This window comes from Jatrophihabitans sp. (assembly GCF_036388195.1).
In the GTDB taxonomy this organism is placed as follows: Bacteria; Actinomycetota; Actinomycetes; order Mycobacteriales; family Jatrophihabitantaceae; genus Jatrophihabitans_A.
Window position 1 is genome coordinate 24,190 of the sequence record NZ_DASVSG010000128.1, and the last position, 15,105, is coordinate 39,294.

At 69.2% G+C, this 15,105-nt stretch carries 13 protein-coding genes; 10 read left to right on the forward strand and 3 right to left on the reverse strand.

The features are described 5' to 3' along the window. Positions 1-9: 9 nt before the first annotated feature. The 9 genes from VF612_RS13145 (at position 10) to VF612_RS13185 (ending at position 10,274) form a co-directional block, all read left to right on the forward strand. Positions 10-1,737: a tachylectin-related carbohydrate-binding protein gene (locus VF612_RS13145; RefSeq protein WP_408660302.1), complete on the forward strand. Its 1,728-nt coding sequence runs from the start codon at positions 10-12 to the stop codon at positions 1,735-1,737. Between the two features lie 315 nt (positions 1,738-2,052). Next, positions 2,053-2,610: a hypothetical protein gene (locus tag VF612_RS13150; protein ID WP_408660303.1), complete on the forward strand. Its 558-nt coding sequence runs from the start codon at positions 2,053-2,055 to the stop codon at positions 2,608-2,610. Positions 2,611-2,846: 236 nt separating this feature from the next. Then, complete coding sequence (locus VF612_RS13155; protein ID WP_408660304.1) at positions 2,847-4,568, forward strand: carbohydrate-binding module family 20 domain-containing protein; 1,722 nt, start codon at positions 2,847-2,849, stop codon at positions 4,566-4,568. A gap of 93 nt (positions 4,569-4,661) precedes the next feature. After that, on the forward strand, positions 4,662-5,519 hold the full coding sequence (locus tag VF612_RS13160) for an SDR family NAD(P)-dependent oxidoreductase (RefSeq protein ID WP_408660305.1): 858 nt from the start codon (positions 4,662-4,664) through the stop codon (positions 5,517-5,519). 13 nt (positions 5,520-5,532) lie between these two features. Beyond that, on the forward strand, positions 5,533-5,778 hold the full coding sequence (locus VF612_RS13165; RefSeq protein WP_408660306.1) for a hypothetical protein: 246 nt from the start codon (positions 5,533-5,535) through the stop codon (positions 5,776-5,778). A 121-nt stretch (positions 5,779-5,899) separates the two neighbouring features. After that, on the forward strand, positions 5,900-6,937 hold the full coding sequence (locus VF612_RS13170; protein ID WP_408660307.1) for a hypothetical protein: 1,038 nt from the start codon (positions 5,900-5,902) through the stop codon (positions 6,935-6,937). Positions 6,938-7,446: 509 nt separating this feature from the next. Continuing rightward, a complete protein-coding gene (locus VF612_RS13175) occupies positions 7,447-8,496 on the forward strand; it encodes a hypothetical protein (RefSeq protein WP_408660308.1) in 1,050 nt (349 codons plus the stop codon). A gap of 174 nt (positions 8,497-8,670) precedes the next feature. Next, positions 8,671-9,798: a Vms1/Ankzf1 family peptidyl-tRNA hydrolase gene (locus VF612_RS13180; RefSeq protein WP_408660309.1), complete on the forward strand. Its 1,128-nt coding sequence runs from the start codon at positions 8,671-8,673 to the stop codon at positions 9,796-9,798. A 65-nt stretch (positions 9,799-9,863) separates the two neighbouring features. Continuing rightward, entirely contained in the window at positions 9,864-10,274 is a 411-nt protein-coding gene (locus tag VF612_RS13185; protein WP_408660310.1) for a ChaB family protein, read from the forward strand. A gap of 27 nt (positions 10,275-10,301) precedes the next feature. On the opposite strand, the gene VF612_RS13190 is transcribed toward VF612_RS13185, so the two are convergent. From VF612_RS13190 to VF612_RS13200, 3 genes are read right to left on the reverse strand one after another with little or no spacing between them, the layout of a single operon-like run. After that, complete coding sequence (locus VF612_RS13190) at positions 10,302-10,934, reverse strand: response regulator (RefSeq protein WP_408660311.1); 633 nt, start codon at positions 10,932-10,934, stop codon at positions 10,302-10,304. Beyond that, positions 10,931-12,382 (reverse strand): sensor histidine kinase, encoded by a 1,452-nt coding sequence (locus VF612_RS13195; RefSeq protein ID WP_408660312.1) that lies wholly within the window; start codon positions 12,380-12,382, stop codon positions 10,931-10,933. The genes VF612_RS13190 and VF612_RS13195 overlap by 4 nt, the downstream gene beginning before the upstream one ends. 18 nt (positions 12,383-12,400) lie before the next feature. Continuing rightward, the gene (locus tag VF612_RS13200; protein WP_408660313.1) at positions 12,401-12,976 is read right to left on the reverse strand and encodes a hypothetical protein; all 576 of its coding nucleotides are present in this window, start codon (positions 12,974-12,976) and stop codon (positions 12,401-12,403) included. A gap of 425 nt (positions 12,977-13,401) precedes the next feature. On the opposite strand from VF612_RS13200, the gene VF612_RS13205 reads away from it, so the two are divergent. After that, positions 13,402-15,105: M4 family metallopeptidase (locus VF612_RS13205; protein WP_408660314.1), on the forward strand; the 1,704-nt coding region annotated here is incomplete at its 3' end.

Sequence of the window (15,105 nt, forward strand, 5' to 3'; positions counted from 1 at the left end):
TTTGCGGCCATGCGAAGAATCCGGCGTCCTCTCGACCCGAGCTGCCCGATCGGCTGGCAGCCCAGCGCTCTGGCGCCCGTCTTCTACGGCTACCGGGAGTACACGGCTGCCGATGGGGCGCCGTTGACGGTGCGAGTCTTCTTTCCCAGCCTGGACGGCTCCCCCGAGGACGCCGTGCCCCTGCTCGGCTGCGGGCGCTACCCCCTCGTGCTGTTCTTCCACGGCAGCTGCCGCACCGAGACCGATCAGTACCGCAAGTGGTTCCAGCTGCCCGCCCAGCTCGCTCGGGCCGGCTACGTCGTCGCGGTGCCGCAGATTCCCGGGATCGACATGCTCCCGCCCCACGATCCCGACACCCAGGCATCGCTGCGTGAGCTGCACGACTGGATGCGGGCCGGCTGGGAACACCGCGACGGCCTGCTGCCCTCGCCCGCGACCGGCCTGGCCGGGCACTCCTACGGCGCGCTGCATGCCGGCATCCTCGCCACCACCCGGCCGGTGGCCGCAGTCGTCTCGCTGAGCGGTGTCTGGGCCGAATGGCCGAACCAACAGCTGCCGATCTGGCAGGGCGCGCCGGCGCGGCTGTTCACCTGGGGCAAGTACACCTCGTCCGAGACGCAGGCCGATCTTGCGGACTCGCTGTGGAATCCCGTCCCGCAACCGAAATACCGGGTGACGTTCGACGAGGCCGACCACTTCGACTACCTCTACAACGTGCCGCTGGCCTGCAACCCGCCGCGCGGGTCGTGTCCGTACGTCGGCGCCCTGACCACGGACACCGTCACGATGTTCTTCGCCCGCTTCCTGCAGCCGGAGCTGTGGCCGCACCTCGCCCAGGACATCGCCGACTCGCTGATCCCGCCGACCACCGCGGAGCTGGCGCAGAACCTGACCCCGGAACAGGAGTTCTACGTCGGCGGCTACCTCTCCGGCGTGCCTGCCTTCGAGGGCAACTCCGAGTGCGGCATCGTGCAGCGCGAGTCGCCGCCACCGCTGGCCGCGGGCCAGCTGCTGTTCTACCGGGACACCACTCGCGACGGCCTCGGCGACCTGCACTCACCGTCGGTCATCGGACAGGGTGGCTGGCAGGCGATGAAGTTCGTCCTGTCCGGCGGGGACGGCATTCTCTACGCCGTCGACCAGCAGGGCAGGTTGCTGTTCTACCGCGACTCCGCCCGCAACGGCGCCGGCGACGTCCACTCCCCGTCGGTCATCGGCGGCGGTGGCTGGCAGGACATGCGTCACCTGTTCGCCGGCGACCCCGGCGTGTTCTACGCCGTCGACCAACAGGGCAGGTTGCTGTTCTACCGCGACACCATCCGCAACGGCACGGGCGATGTCCACTCGCCGCAGGTCATCGGCAGCGGCGGCTGGCAGAACATGCGCCACCTGACCTACGGCGGCGACGGGATCATCTACGCGATCGATGCGCAGGGACGGCTGCTGTTCTACCGCGACACCACCCGCGACGGCACCGGCGACGTCCACTCCCCGTCGGTCATCGGCACCGGCGGCTGGCAGAACATGCGCCACCTCGTGGCCGGCGGCCCCGGGGTGCTGTACGCCGTCGACCAGCAGGGACGGCTGCTGTACTACCGCGACACCACCCGCACCGGCACCGGCGACGTCCACTCGCCGCAGGTCATCGGCAACGGTGGCTGGCAGCGGTTCAGCCAGCTGTCCTACGGCGGCAACGTCGGCGGGCTCAAGATCCTCTACGCCGTGGTCGGCCAGTAACACGACTGGGCCTTCGACGCGCGTCTGAGCCGCCCCCACTGCTGATCACCGGCCGGTGGAACCACCATGACGATTCCCCACGCAGGTGTCCGTCCCCGGCGCCTGCGGCCCTGTCACGGGCCACCAGCCCCGACCTCGCAAATCATCAGAATCGTTCTTGTACAGGCCTAAAGGGGCTGTTACGCTCCGTGCGCATTACAGGACTTTTGTAATCCGTGCGTTACCGCGGCATCCGTCCCTTCCCCCCGTCCGAGGAGTACTCGCGTGAGAATCAGGTCTGAAAAGGGCGTCCCCCCGCGCCGGCTACGCAGGACCATGACGGCATTGGCCGCGGCTGTCGGCATCAGCGCCGGCATGCTGGCCGCGCCGACGGCGGCGCACGCCATCCCGCCCGGCGGCTGGTGTTACAACGAGTGGTACGACGTGCAGAGTGTCGGCAGCGTCGCCCACACACCCCTGATCACAACCAGGAGCTTCCAGAACAGCAGTTACACCACCACGGTCAACTGGACCGAGAGCTACTCCAACGCCACCACCTACACCTCCACCTACTCGACCACCACCACGTTCTCGGGCGGCGTCAATCTCGGGATCGTCACCCTCGGGGTGAATTACGCGCAGACGAGGACCACCCAGACCAGCATCACCGTGACCACGGCCTCGTCCTTCACCGCGCCGGTCCCGCCGCGCACCACCGCCTACGCGACCTACGGGACGTACAAGCTCCAGACCTCCGGGACGTACAACAAGGAGCGTTACGGCTGCGACGACGGCAGCTTCTACACCCTCACCAGTGGCGCTCTCACCGCGTACACCCTCACCAGCGTCGGTTGGCACTACTGGGACTCCAGCGGCTCGTCCAACGAGCTGTGATGAGCTGATCCAGCCGTCGCGTCGTCACCTCTGCGGCTCCTCTGAGAACGCCCACGTCCAGCCTGGACGTGGGCGTTTTCAGCGCTAAGCTCTTCCGTGGGCGCGTGCACGATTTGATCGGCTTTTTACCCGTACAACCCGCGAACGGCCCGTCGCATCCGCCGCGTTCCGTTTGAGGAGTAACGATGCCCCGTAGCCGTATCCGGTCAACCCTAGGCGCAAGCCTCGTCGCCAGCATGCTGCTGGCAGCCACCCTGGTCGCGGCGGTGTTCACCGGCTCCGCGCCCGCTGCCGCCGCCAGCACCCCGCCGCGTGGCGACGTGATCGCCAACCTCTTCGAGTGGAAGTGGAGCTCGGTCGCCAACGAATGCGCAACCGTGCTCGGCCCGAACGGTTACGGCGGGGTGCAGGTCGCCCCGCCGCAGGAGTCGGTCACGCTGGCCGGTCCCGGGCACCCGTGGTGGGAGGTCTACCAGCCGGTCAGCTACCAGGTGAACAGCCGGCTGGGCAACCGCGCCGCCTTCGCGGCCATGGTCACCGCCTGCCACAACGCCGGGGTCAAGGTCTACGCCGACGCGGTGCTCAACCACATGACCGGCCAGGGCACCACCGGATACGCCGGCACCACCTTCACCAACAAGTACACCTACCCCGGCCTGTACGGCAGCCAGGACTTCCACCACTACCCCGGCGACTGTCCGAACTCCGACGGCCAGATCTACGACTACAACAACCAGACCCAGGTGCAGAAGTGCGAGCTGGTGCAGCTGGCGGACCTGCGCACCGGGAGCAGCTACGTGCGCGGCAAGCTTGCCGCCTACCTCAACGACCTGCTCAGCCTGGGCGTCGACGGCTTCCGGCTCGACGCGGCCAAGCACATCAACGCCGCCGACATCGCGGCGATCAAGGCGCAGCTGAGCCGTCCCAACTTCCTCTACCAGGAGGTCATCCCCGGCGGATCGGTGGACTGGACGGGCTACCACGCCAACGGCAGCGTGCTGGAATTCACCTACGGCAGGAAGCTCAAGGAGCAGTTCCAGGGCAGCATCGCCAACCTGCAGACCTTCGGCCAGAGCTGGGGCATGGAGCCGAGCAACAAGTCGGTCACCTTCGTCGACAACCACGACACCGCCCGCGACGGCTCGACCCTGAACTACAAGAACGGCTCGACCTACCAGCTGGCCAACATCTTCTCCCTGGCCTGGGGCTACGGCGCACCGCAGGTCTACTCGAGCTTCACCTACTCCAACAACGACCAGTCACCCCCCGCCGACGCCAACGGCTTCGTCACCGCCGCCGACTGCGGCACCATCGGCACCTGGCTGTGCCAGCACCGCCAGCAGGCGACGCTGGGCATGGTGGGCTGGCACAACGCGGTGGCCGGCAAGGCGGTGGCCAACTGGTGGAGCGACGGCAACAACGTCATCTCCTTCAGCCGCGGCTCGGGCGGCTTCGTCGCGATCAACAACACCTACGCAGCGGTGACCCGCACCTTCACGACCGGGATGGCCGCCGGCACCTACTGCGACGTGATCCACGGGACGGCGTCCGGCACCACCTGCAGCGGCCCGCTGGTGACCGTGAACAGCTCCGGCGCCGCCACCATCACGGTGCCCGCACAGGGCGCGGTCGCCTTCCACAGCTACTCCACCGCCAGCACCAGCAGCGCGGTCGCGGTGACCTTCAATGTGAACGCCAGCACCGCTTTCGGCCAGAACGTATTCGTAGCCGGGGACAACGCATTGCTCGGCGCCTGGAACACCAACCTGGCCACCGCGCTGTCCTCCGGTGGCTACCCGGTCTGGTCCAGCACCGTGTGGCTGCCGAAGAACACCACCATCCAGTACAAGTACATCAAGAAGAACTCCGACGGCACGATCACCTGGGAAGGCTCCAGCAACCGCACGGTGAACACCGGAACCGGGAGCAGCCTCACCCTGAACAACACCTGGCAGTAGCTGCCCGGCGGCCAGCTATCGACCCGCTCGCGCAGGCCATGACAGAGTTGAGCGCGCTGGACGATCAGCGAGGCCCGCAGGGAGGAAGCCGCCATGTCGTCATCGGTAGGCGCGGCGCTGGTGACCGGGTGCTCGTCCGGGATCGGCCGGGCGACGGCGGAGCTGCTGGCCCGGCAGGGGCACACCGTGTACGCGACCGCCCGCCAGGAGGCGGCGCTTGCCGGCCTCAAGGCGGCCGGCTGCCGCACGCTCTCGCTGGACGTCACCGACGAGCAGTCCAGGCAGGCCGCCGTCGATACGGTGGTGGCCGAAGCCGGGGCCGTCGGCGCCCTGGTGAACAACGCCGGCTACTCCCAGTCCGGCGCGCTGGAGACCCTGGATCTGGACGAGGTCCGCAGGCAGTTCGAGACGAACGTGTTCGGCCTGCTGCGGATGTGCCAGTTGGTGTTGCCCTCCATGCGCCAGCGCGGCGCCGGCCGGATCGTCAACGTCTCGTCGATGGGCGCGAACTTCACCTTTCCCGGTGGTGGTTCCTATCACGCGACCAAGTACGCCGTGGAGGCGCTGTCCGATGCCCTTCGCTTCGAGGTGGCCGGCTTCGGGGTCGGCGTCACGGTCGTCCAGCCGGGAATCATCAGGACATCGTTCAGTGAGCGGGCCGTCGCCGAGGTTCCCGCGCCGGGCGACCAGCCCGGGCCCTACGACGAGTTCAATCGCAGCGTGGCCGAGGCCACCCGGGAGGTGTACGAGCGCGGTCCGCTGGCCAGGCTGGGCGGTGAGCCGGAGGCGGTCGCGAAGGTGATCGCCCGGGCCATCACCGCTCGCCGGGCTCCGGTCCGGGTGCGGGTCACGCCGTCGGCGCACGTCCTGGTCACCCAGCGCCGGCTGCTGCCGGTGCGGGTCTGGGACCGCGTCCTGCGCTCGCAGTTCCCGACCCCGACCCGCTCCTGAGGAGAGTCCTGCGGTGTGGGCGGAGGATCCGTACCGTGACCGCGACCTGGTCGCGCTCTACGACTTGGACAATCCCGCCGGGGCCGATCACGACTTCTACCGCGCGCTCGCCGGGGAGGTGAATGCGCGCACGATTATCGACCTCGGCTGCGGCACCGGGCTGCTTACTCGGACCCTGGCGACGACCGGCCGGACCGTGCTCGCGTCGACCTTTGTTATCGCTCCGACAACTCATCCGGGATGCCCGGTGTGCGCTTGATACCCAAACGAATGGCGCATTGCTTGTAGATCTTTGCCCAAACCCGCTGGTATCCAGCGCGCTGTGAGGCGCTCTTTCTCGGCATCGTCCACCCACCAGAAAGGCAAAGAACGTGCGAGGAATGAAGCGGGTTCTGGCGCTCACCGCCGCAGCGACCCTCACCGGATTGGCCTCCCTCCTGGCAACCGCCGCACCCGCGTCGGCGATCCACCCGTGCCAGAGCTACGACCCGCCGGACTACTGCTTCGAAGAGCAGCCGCCACCGGCCCCGACGGCCCCGGGGTCGTTGACGGCGACGTCGGTGCTGCAGACCTCGGTGACCCTGCAGTGGGCCGACCAGTCCACCACGGAGACCGGTTTCAACATCCGCCGGGTCGTCGGCAGCACCGCGACCTCGTACTTCAGCACCTCGGCGAACACCACCTCGTTCACCGACACCACGGCTCCGGCCGGAAGCTACATCGAGTACTACGTCTCGGCCGAGAGGTGCAACGAGGTGGCCTGCTCGAGCAGCGCCCCGGTCCGGGTGGCGGTCCACACCTACCAGCAGCCGGCCAAGCCGATCGGCCAGCTGTCGACCAACACCGTCACCAGCACCTGGAGCTATTACACGGTCGCCGGCTGGGCCCTCGACTTCGACACCGTCGCTCCGATCCAGGTTTCGCTGGTGCTCGACGGCGTAGTCACCCAGACCAAGACCGCGAGCACCGCCTACTCCGGCTTGAACGCCCGCTACCCCGGTTATGGCGACAACCACGGCTTCAGCTTCAGCGGCTACAAGTCCACGGTGAAGGGCACCCACACGGTGTGCGTACGGGCCATCAACGTCGGCGGCGGCTCCGACACCCAGGTGTCGTGCACCTCCTACGTGGTTCCTGGCCAGCCGTCGGCGGCGACCAGCCTGACGCTGACCAACACCGGCACCTCGATGGTCATCGGCTTCACCGACAACGCCAACGACGAGACCGGCTACGTCCTGCAGCGCAGCACCGACGCCCAGGCAAGCTGGCTCTCAGTCGGCTCGCAGTACCCGGCCATCAGCGGCTCGGGCAGCCGGGGCACCGCCACCGACTACTCCAGCCCGCCGGCCGGCACCTGCTACCGCATCCTGATGATCAACTCCTACGGCAACACCCCGAGCACGGCGATCTGCTCCTGAGCGATCAGCCCCGCACCGACACCGAGCCGGCTGCCCCGTCACGCGGACGAGGCAGCCGGCTTCGTCTGTGCGGTGCGAGCCTTGACCGCTCGCGGCCGTCGTCCTAGGGGGTCGGATGCGGCGCCTCCGCCGATGGTTGAGTGCGGTTGCGCGGGCTGGCCGCCCCCGGCGCCGGCTGCCGGCTTCTGACCACCGGCCACAACCTCAGGAACGACCCTGGCGGGACGCGGACGCGGGTTGCGGCCCTGGCTGCGGGCGGGCGATGGAACGGGCAGAATGTAGCGGTGCTGAGAAACCGCCGGCGATCTCGCCTGCCCCGGGCAGCCCTCGTCGCGATGGCGGTGGGTTCGCTGCTGGCCGGCTGTACCTCGTCGCCGGCCGGCTCTTCCGGCGCGGGCCCTTCCGGCGCCGGTCCGACCGCTGCCGATCTGACCTCCCGCGCTTCGGCCGGCGCGGGCAGTTCCCCCTCCGGGTCGGCACACGGCGGCCATTCCGGCACGGCGAGCTCGGTGGCGGTCGCGGCCCTTCGCCCCGGCGAGCGCTGGATCACGCTGCCGATGCCGGGCGGCGCCTACCGCCCGAAGGCCGACCCCGGCGGCACCGACGACTACCGGTGCATCCTGCTGGATCCCAAGATCAGCGCAGATTCCTTCCTGTCCGGAGTGGTGCTGCAGCCGGGCAACCCGAACCTGGTGCACCACGCGATTCTCTACCGGGCCGATCCGGAGCAGGTCAGCGCGGCCAAGGCCAAGGACGCCGGAGACCCGCGACTGGGCTGGTCCTGCTTCGGCGGACCGGGCCTGCCCGGCAATGCCGCCGACCTCGGCGGCCTGAACTCCGCGCCCTGGGTGGCCGCCTGGGCGACCTCGGGCGGCGAGCAGCGCTTCGCCCAGGGCACCGGCCAGCGCGCCAGGGCGGGCACCCGGCTGATCCTGCAGATGCACTATAACCTGCTCAACGGCGACGGCGCCGACAGCACCACGGTGAAACTGCGGGTCGCCGCTGCGGGCTCCCGGTTGCAGCCGCTGCAGACGCTGCTGCTGCCGGCGCCCGTCGAATTGCCCTGCCCGGCCGGCGAAACCGGGCCGCTGTGCGACCGGGACGCCGCAGTCATCGACGTGATGCGCCGGTTCGGAGCCAACTCCGGACGGGTGGTGGCCGGCTTGCAGCTGCTGTGCGACGGGTCGTTCACCAACCCCAGAAGCGGGACCACCCAGAGCTGCGGCCGGCCGGTCAGCGAGACGATCCAGCTGCGGGCGGTCGCCGGGCACATGCACCTGCTCGGCAAATCGATCCGGATCGACCTGCAACGCCAGGACGGCACGACCCGACGGCTGCTCGACATCAAGGTCTGGGACTTCGACGACCAGCGGGCCACCGTGCTGCCCCAGACCCTCACCGTGCACGCCGGGGACCGGCTGCGGGTGAGCTGCACGCACGATGCCACCCTGCGCCAGAAGCTGCCGGCGCTGGCCAAGCTGCCGCCGCGCTACGTCGTCTGGGGCGAGGGGTCCTCCGACGAGATGTGCCTGGGAATCGTCAGCTACACCCAGCCCTGAGCCGCGGCTGCCGCCAGGGCAGCGGCTGGCTCCCGGGCGATGCCGTCGGACGGCGGTCGCCGCAGCCAGCGGGCCGCGTCGTAGTATCGAGGAAACGATGACCGACTTAGCGGGACTTGTCGGCCGAGGCCCAGCAGCGCGCCCAAGTCGTTCCGATCACGAGGTGACGCATCGATGCAGATTCCTGACCCCATCTCCGCGCTCTACAGCCACCAGGGCCCGTTCGTCTCGGTCTACCTGGATGCCACCCGGGCGACGGAGTCCGGTGAGACCGAAGTCGGGCTCCGGTGGCGCGGCCAGCGTGAACGGCTGGCCGAGGAGGGCGCCGATGAGAAGACCCTGGCTGCCGTCGACGAGGTGGCCGGCGCCCACACCGAGGTGGCCGGCCGGCACGGGCAGTTCATCGTGGCCGCCGGTGGAGAGGTGCTGCTCGACGAGGTGACCCGCCGGCCACCGCTGCGCGAGCTCGCGCGCTGGTCGCCGCTGCCGCACGTGCTGCCGTACCTGGTCGACCGGTCCACCCAGATCCCGCACCTGACCGTGCTGATCGACCGGACCGGCGCCGACGTCTACACCGTCCTGGACGAGATCCACAGCGACCAGATGTCGGTCGAGGGAGGCGCTGAGTACCCGCTGCGCAAGACCGGCCGGGACGTCTGGAACGAGCGCGCCTTCCAGAACCGGGTCGAGAACGCCTGGGAGAGCAATAGCAAGGAGGTGGCCCAGACCATCAACCACCACCTGCCGCCCGAGGTGCGGGTGGTCCTGGTGGCCGGCGACCCCCGGGCTCGCAACCTGGTCACCGAGGAGCTGACCAAGGTGCTGCCGCAGCGGGTGACGGTGCGCCAGCTCGAACACGGCGCACGGGCCGAAGGAACGTCCCGCGAGGCCCTGGATGAGGAGGTGCGGTCGGCGCTGCTGCACCAGCTCTGGGCCGAGCGGCATGACATCCTGGCCCGGCTGCAGCAGGCGGTCGGACGGCATGACTACGCGGTCACCGGCATCTCCGCCGTCCTGGACGCCCTGCGCAAGGCCCAGGTCGACACCCTGGTGCTCTCCGACGATCCGTCCTCGACCGCGACCTGCTCGATCGGGCCGGACCCGTTGCTGCTGGCCGGCACCGACGCCGAGCTGACCGACCTCGGGGTCACCGACATCCAGCACGACCGGCTGGACGCGGCGCTGGTCCGGGCCCTGGTGGGCAGCGGCGCGCGCCTGGTCATCACCCCGGGCGGCCACCAGTACGTCGAGCAGGGCATCGCTGCCCTGCTGCGCTACACCGACGCCTCGACGCCGACCTGAGTCCGGCTCCTCACCAGCGGCTCGCGCGTCGCCCATCCAGATCACCGAACCAAGGGAGGAACACCATGCCTGCCAAGGAAGAACTGCCCTCGACGCTGAAGCGCTCACCGAAGAAGGCACAGGAGACCTGGTCTGCGACCCACGATGCGGCGGTGGAGCAGTACGGCGAGGGCGAGCGGGCACACCGAACCGCCTTCTCCTCGCTCAAGCACTCCTTCGAGAAGGTCGGCGATCACTGGGAGCCGAAGGAGGACGGCAAGAAGGGTCCCTCCGACGAGCACGCCTCGAAGCGGGGCGCGCGGGCCCGGCGCGGCGGCCAGACCGCCGAAGGAGTGGACGCCAACGCCACCAAGGCGCACCTGATGGAACTGGCCAAGCGGCTCAACATCCCCGGCCGATCGCGGATGACCAAGCCGGAGCTGGTCGAAGCCATCATGAAGGCGAACCGGAGGGCCACCGCCAAGGCCCGCGGCTGAGGACCTTGGCGGGGGTACCGCTGTCGGTCAGGACGACCGGGCTTCGGGAAGGTGATCGCGGGCCCACAGGGCGGCCGAGGTGCGGTCGCTGACCCCGATCCGGCGGAAGACATTGCCCAGGTGCACCTTCACGGTGCGCTCGGCGATGCCCAGCGTCCGGCCGATCTGCTTGTTGGCCAGGCCCTGGCTCGCCAGCGCCAGAACCTCGCGCTCACGGCTGCTCAGCTGATCCAGCGCCGACGTCGGCTGCCGGTTGGGCAGCAAGGTGATCGCCACCCGTGGGTCCAGCGGCGCGCCACCGGCGCTGGCCGAGCGCACCGCTGCCAGCAGTTCGGCCGGCTCGCTGTCCTTGAGCAGGTATCCCACCGCGCCGCTGGCGAGCATGTCGCTCACCTTGTCCTTGTCGGCAAAGGAGGTCAGCGCTATCACCCGGATGGCCGGATCCCGGTCCAGGATCAGCCGGGTCGCCTCGATCCCGTCGAGCACCGGCATCGACAGGTCCATCAGGATCACATCCGGCGCTACCGCGGCGCTGAGGTCCACGGCCTGCCGGCCGTCAGCGGCCTCGCCGACCACCTCGATGTCAGGGGCGGTGTCCAGCAGACCGGCCAGCCCGGCCCGTACCAGTCGGTGGTCATCGGCCAGCAGCACCCTGATCACGTAGGGACCTCCATCCGGAACCGGGTTCCTTCGGCGCTGCTGGCCACCGAGAGCCTGGCGCCCGCCGCGACCGCCACGTCGGTCATCAACCGCAGGCCGAAATGGCCTTCGGCGGCAGCCTGTTCGGCCCGCTCGGGCGCCAGGCCGCGGCCGTCGTCGATCACTTCGAGCCGGATGCATCCGGGCTGCTGGCTCAGCTCGATCCGGATGGCGCCGGCATCGGAGTGCCGAACCGCGTTGCGCAGGCATTCCTGGGCCACCCGGAACACCGCCTGCTGCTGCTCGGCGTCCAGCGCTGCCGCGGCGGCCGGATCGGCATCCAGCTGAATGCGCGCCGGGGAGCCCGACTGCGTGCGGACCAGGTCGGCAAGCGCCGCGGCCAGCCCGCCGGCGGTCAGGCTGGGCGGATAGATGTCGACCAGCAGCGAGCGCATGCCGGCGACCCCGTCGCGGACCGTCGCAGCCGCCTCGGCGAGCCGCTCGGCTCGGGCGAACTCACCGTGGGAGTTGGCCCGCTCCACCTCGCCACCGACCAGGAAGGCGGCTCCGGCCAGCTGCTGGACCACGCCGTCGTGCAGGGTCGCCGCGATCCGCCTGCGCTCCTCGGTCGAGGCGTCCAGCGCCCGTCGCATCAACTGCTCCCGGTGCAGGTGCGCCGAGCGCGCTCGCCCGTAGAACAGCCACAGCAACGGGGTGAGCAGCACCAGCACCGCGGCCAAGCTGCTCAGCATCACGCCCGAGAACCCGCGCCACAGCTCGTCGCTGCGCTGGGAGACCAGGTCGTAACGAAAATAGGCTTCGAACAGCAGGGGCTTGCCGCTGGGCGTCCACACCGGGCGGTAGACCTCGAGCAGCTTGCCGGGCGCCGTCTCGAACGTGTTCTCCGGCCGATCCAGATCGGTGATGCCGGCCTCGGTACGCGGGGCGGTCAGCGCTGACCGGGCCTCGTCATCCAACTCGAAGCTCTTGCCGATCAGCCGCCGCTCATCGGAGTAGAGCACCAGTCCCTGCGGGCTCCAGAGCTTGACCCGCACCACCTGGGTGCTGAGAAGCCCCTTGCGCACCACCGGATCCAGGCCCGCGGATGCCCGTGCCGGATCGGTTGCCATCGCGTCGGTGAGCGCCGGCTGAACGACGCTCTCGGCGAGGATGTCGGTCACCTCAGCCACCTGGTGGACGGCTTCCTGCTTGGCGATCCGCTGGAACACCAGGATGCCGAGGACCGCGACGACGGCGAACGCCACCGCCGCGGCGACGGCCACCTGGGCCATGATCCGCCGCAGCGATGCCGGCCGGGGGGCGCTGGCCCGCGGCGACACCAGCACCCGCCACTGCGGCGGCCCGGAGTGCGGGGCCCGCGGCTCGGCTGCTGTTCCTGCCTGCACAGCCGGCAACGCCGGAGCGGTCGCAGGGACCGTTCCGGCGTTGCTGTCGTTCGGGGCGGTCACCGCCGCAAGCCCCCCGGCTCAGCCGTCATGGCTGCCATTCTTGCCGCTGGAGCCGCTGCCCGACGCGTCATCGTCCGAGTCGTCGTCAGAATCATCGCCAGAGCCGCTTCCGGAGTTGTCCGAGCCGCTCCCGGAGTTGTCCGAGCCGCTACCGGAGTTGTCCGAGCCGCTGCCGGAGTTCCCGCCGTTGTCATCGCTGGGCTCCGGGGTCGCGCTGCCGGTCCGGTCACCGCCACGGTCATCGCCGGACTCGGGGGTACGGCTGCCGGTCCGGTCACCGCCACGGTCATCACCGGGCTCCGGAGTCCGGCTGCCGGTCCGGTCACCGCCACGGTCATCGCCCGGCTCCGGCGTCCGGGACCGACTCGGGGTGGCGGACGGGCTGGCGGTGGGCGTCGGGTCGCTGGTGGCCGTGGATGGCCGGACGGTCAGCGCGGAATCGTCGCCGACCTCGACGGTCTGGGCATCACTGGGAGCACGAACCGGCAACTGGTGGCTGAACGAGGGGTTGTGAACCAGACCCGCCACCGCCGGCGCCGCGGCGAGTCCGGTCGCGGTCAGCGCGGCTGCGGTCACCAGGAACAAGCGGTTCATATCCATCTCCAAGCGGCTGGTCGAACTGTCTGACTCATTTCTCCTCTCCGCCCGGCACGAGCGCCATCGGACGATGGGACTAGTACCGCTCACCGGCCTGATAAGCATCTTGCAAGGCCGCGAGGTACTTACTCGCTACGTGATCCCACCAGTCCCAGGAATACTTTATTTTCTCATCACGCGAAATCTAAGAATTGCCATTGAAATTGACTGCAAATCTCGCTACCGTCCGCTACGGGCAGTAACACCGCGCGGGGGCGCTTTCAGCCGTCAACACAGTCGGAGCGAGCGCGCGCGCCCACATGCTGGATCAAGGCCTGCCCGTCCCACCCCCCACACCCTGTTTCACCGACCCCTGAAGGAACCCACACATGGTTCTTCCCCAGCGACCTCGTCGCTCAACTGCGATCGTCACCCTGACGGGTTTGGCGGCTCTGGCCGTCACTGGCATCGTGCTCACCACCGGCCCGGCCACCGCCGCGCCCAGCCCCAAGGCGTCCCCAGCCGCTCTGGCCGCGCAATCCGCGGCCCGCCTGGTCGCTTCCCGGCCCGCGTCCATCCATGCCAGCAAGGACGACGCGTATATCGCCCACTCGGTGATCTCCACCCGAGAGGGCCTGCAGTACGTGCCGTATGACCGCACCTACAAGGGCCTGCCCGTCTACGGCGGCGACTTCGTCGTCGTCACCGACGCCACCGGCAAGGTGCTGTCCACGTCGGCCGCGCAGGACAAGGTTCTCAACGTCGACACCGCGGCCACCCAGACCGCCGCGCAGGCTGCTACCAAGGCCAAGTCGCACGCCAAGTACAAGACCCTGGACAAGGTCGCCGGCACCCGCAAGGTGATCTTCGCCCTGGGCACGCCGCGGCTGGCCTACGAGACGGTCGTCGCCAGCCACGCCGGCGCCAAGCCCAGCAAGCTGCACGTGTTCACCGACGCCAGGACCGGCGCGCTGGCCCACTCCTACGACGAGGTCCACGAGGGAACGGGCACCGGCAAGTGGAACGGCCCGAACCCGCTGACCATCGACACCAGCCACCCCACCAGCACCACCTGGACGATGACCGACCCGATCCGCTCCAACATCTCCTGCCGCAACTACTCAGGCGGAGCAGTGCTCTCGGGCAGCGATGACGTGTGGGGCAACGGCGTCGGCACCAACATCGAGACCGGTTGCGTGGACAGCCTGTACGGCGTCCAGACCCAGTGGAAGATGCTCAGCGCCTGGCTCGGCCGTAACGGCATCAACGGCTCCGGCGGCGGCTTCCCGATCTACGTCGGCCTCAACGACGTCAACGCCTTCTGGGACGGCTCCCGGGTCGCCATCGGCAAGAACAACGCCGGCGAGTGGATCTCCTCGATGGACGTCGTCGGCCACGAGTACGGCCACGCCATCGACAACACCACCCCCGGCGGCATCGGCTCCTCCGCGGTCGCCGAGTTCACCGGCGACGTCCTCGGAACGATGCTCGAGTGGTACGCCAACCAGTCCACCGCCTACGACCCGCCGGACTACACCATCGGCGAAGAGGTCAACCTGGTCGGCCAGGGCCCGATCCGCAACATGTACAACCCGTCGGCCGCAGGTGACCCGAACTGCTACTCCAGCTCCATCCCGACCATGGAGACCCACTCCGCCGCCGGCCCGGGCAACCACTGGTTCTACCTGCTCGCCGAAGGCACCAACCCCACCAACGGCCAGCCGACCAGCACCACCTGCAACGGCTCGTCCAACCTGGTGGGCATCGGCATCCAGACCGCCGGGAAGATCTTCTACAACGCCATGCTGGCCAAGACCTCGGGCATGACGTACTTCAGGTACCGCACCCAGACCCTGAACGCCGCCAAGAACCTCACCCCCGGCAACTGCACCAACTTCAACAAGGTTAAGGCTGCCTGGGACGCGGTCAGCGTCCCCGCGCAGACCGCTGACCCGACGTGCTCCACCACCGGTGGTGTGACGGTGACCAACCCGGGTTCGAAGACGGGGACGGTGGGTACTGCGACCAGCCAGCAGATGTCGGCCAGTGGCGGCACCGCTCCGTACACCTGGACGGCGACCGGCCTGCCGGCCGGGCTGAGCATCAACGCCTCGACCGGGTTGATCTCGGGCACCCCGACGACCGCG

Coding starts and splice junctions, on each gene's coding strand:
- VF612_RS13145 (WP_408660302.1), top strand. CDS start 10: ATGCGAAGAATCCGGCGTCCTCTCGACCCGAGCTGCCCGATCGGCTGG.
- VF612_RS13170 (WP_408660307.1), top strand. CDS start 5,900: ATGAAGCGGGTTCTGGCGCTCACCGCCGCAGCGACCCTCACCGGATTG.
- VF612_RS13160 (WP_408660305.1), top strand. CDS start 4,662: ATGTCGTCATCGGTAGGCGCGGCGCTGGTGACCGGGTGCTCGTCCGGG.
- VF612_RS13150 (WP_408660303.1), top strand. CDS start 2,053: ATGACGGCATTGGCCGCGGCTGTCGGCATCAGCGCCGGCATGCTGGCC.
- VF612_RS13185 (WP_408660310.1), top strand. CDS start 9,864: ATGCCTGCCAAGGAAGAACTGCCCTCGACGCTGAAGCGCTCACCGAAG.
- VF612_RS13155 (WP_408660304.1), top strand. CDS start 2,847: ATGCTGCTGGCAGCCACCCTGGTCGCGGCGGTGTTCACCGGCTCCGCG.
- VF612_RS13200 (WP_408660313.1), bottom strand. CDS start 12,976: ATGAACCGCTTGTTCCTGGTGACCGCAGCCGCGCTGACCGCGACCGGA.
- VF612_RS13180 (WP_408660309.1), top strand. CDS start 8,671: ATGCAGATTCCTGACCCCATCTCCGCGCTCTACAGCCACCAGGGCCCG.